Annotated in this window: 2 protein-coding genes; both read left to right on the top strand. The window is 45.2% G+C overall.

Annotated features, from left to right (window positions below; translation table 11 throughout):
* The first annotated feature begins 127 nt into the window (after positions 1 to 127).
* Positions 128 to 1,153: an aldo/keto reductase gene (locus tag PX481_RS24305; RefSeq protein WP_288096480.1), complete on the top strand. Its 1,026-nt coding sequence runs from the start codon at positions 128 to 130 to the stop codon at positions 1,151 to 1,153.
* The coding region (locus PX481_RS24300; protein WP_288096478.1) for a gamma-glutamylcyclotransferase family protein at positions 1,150 to 1,372 on the top strand (223 nt) is incomplete at its 3' end. The genes PX481_RS24305 and PX481_RS24300, both read left to right, overlap by 4 nt.

Below are 1,372 nucleotides of genomic sequence, written 5' to 3'. Positions count from 1 at the left end.
CTGGCACTTTTTGAGGGAAAAAAAGTCTAAAAGTCTTATCCAACAAGGTTTTTAGATTTATTCAGCAAGCCCTATATAAGTTAAACTTATCATACAAAGAATAAGCGAGCCAAAATTTTAGTTAATTATGCGTTACAAACTTTTAGGTAATAGTGGTCTGCGAGTTTCCGAACTATGTCTAGGAACGATGACATTCGGGGAAGATTGGGGTTGGGGGTCCGATAAAGAAGAAAGTCGGGCGGTTTTTCAGGCTTTTGCGGAAGCGGGCGGCAATTTTCTCGATACCGCTAATCTCTACACTAACGGAACCAGTGAAACATTAGTGGGGGAATTTGTCAAGGGCGATCGAGAAAAATGGGTAATCGCCACGAAATATTCTCTCAATACGCGCCCCGGCGATGTCAATGCTTGCGGAAATCATCGAAAAAACCTCTTTCAAGCGGTAGAAGCTAGTTTAAAGCGTTTAGGTACTGATTACATCGATTTACTCTGGCTTCATCTTTGGGACTCTCTCACTCCTATCGAAGAAGTGATGCGCGCTTTCGATGATTTGGTCAGGATGGGAAAAGTGCTTTATATCGGCATTTCTGACAGTCCTGCTTGGATTGTCTCCCAAGCAAACACCCTGGCCACCCTACGGGGATGGACACCCTTTATCGGACTACAAATAGAATATTCTCTCAAGGAACGCACCCCCGAACGGGAATTATTGCCTATGGCCAAAGCATTAAACATCGGGGTGACAGCTTGGAGTCCCCTGGCAGGAGGAGTTTTAACGGGAAAATTTAATCAACCCAACCCCGTCGATGGTCGTTTAAGCATGACCGACCAACCTTTTCAAATTCTCGATCGCGATCTGAAAATTGCCGAGACTGTCCTGGAGATTGCCAGAGAAATCGGGAAATCACCGGCACAAGTGGCATTAAATTGGCTCAGAAATCGCCCTAACTCCGTAATTCCCATCATTGGCGCTCGAAGATTGTCCCAATTGCGGGATAATTTAGCCTGTGTGGACTTTAACCTAACTGGGGAACAGCTGCAACGACTCGATAATATCAGTGCCATTTCCCTCGGTTTTCCCCACGAACTTTTAGCCAGTCAATTTGTTGGCGATATCCTATTAGGAGGAGTAGCAGCACAATTAGACCGATGATGGAAGTTTTTGTTTATGGAACCCTGAAACCTAAGGAGAGTAACTATTCTGCCTACTGTGCAGGAAAAGTGGTCAACTCTAAAACCGCCTACACAAAGGGGCATTTATACCATCTTACCGCCCTCGGTTATCCCGGACTGACCGAGGGGGATGGCTGGGTCAAGGGAATTTTATTGACTTTTAACGCAGATTATGATATAGGGCTTTTGGATGGTTTGG

Source organism: Microcystis sp. M53603_WE2 (genome assembly GCF_030065435.1).
This window is presented reverse-complemented; position numbering and strand designations above follow the sequence as displayed.